Source organism: Corynebacterium sp. HMSC074C01, assembly GCF_001814605.1.
Lineage (GTDB): Bacteria > Actinomycetota > Actinomycetes > Mycobacteriales > Mycobacteriaceae > Corynebacterium.
Window position 1 is genome coordinate 1 of the sequence record NZ_KV817289.1, and the last position, 455, is coordinate 455.

Sequence of the window (455 nt, forward strand, 5' to 3'; positions counted from 1 at the left end):
AGCCGGGCGAAGAGACTGATAAGCCGAAGATTTCGACGAATGCTGACTTTGCTAACGGTGCAACTGAGGTTGTTGCTGGTGCGAAGGTTAACGATACGGTGACGTATGAGGGTTTGGTTCCGGGTATGGAATACACCCTGAAGGCTGAGCTGATTTCTAAGGTTGATGGCAAGTCTGTCCTGGGTAAGGGTGAGAAGACCTTTACTCCGGATGCTGCTGATGGTGAGGTTGTTGTTGAGATCATCGTTGCTGATTCGGTGAAGAAGCCGGTTGAGGCTGCGGTTGCCTTTGAGGAGTTGACTTCTGTTGAGGTCAACGACAAGGGCGAGGAGACTCCGGGTACTGATCCGGAGGAGCCGAACCACATCGCTGAGCACAAGGACATCAACGATAAGAACCAGACGGTTCCGAAGCCGTCCGAGGAAACGACCCCGAACAACCCGGGCGAGGAGACG

The 455-nt window shown here is 53.8% G+C and carries 1 protein-coding gene; it reads left to right on the forward strand.

The window, feature by feature from the left end; all coding sequences use genetic code 11:
• Positions 1-455: VaFE repeat-containing surface-anchored protein (locus tag HMPREF2978_RS08780; protein WP_168166445.1), on the forward strand; the 455-nt coding region annotated here is incomplete at both ends.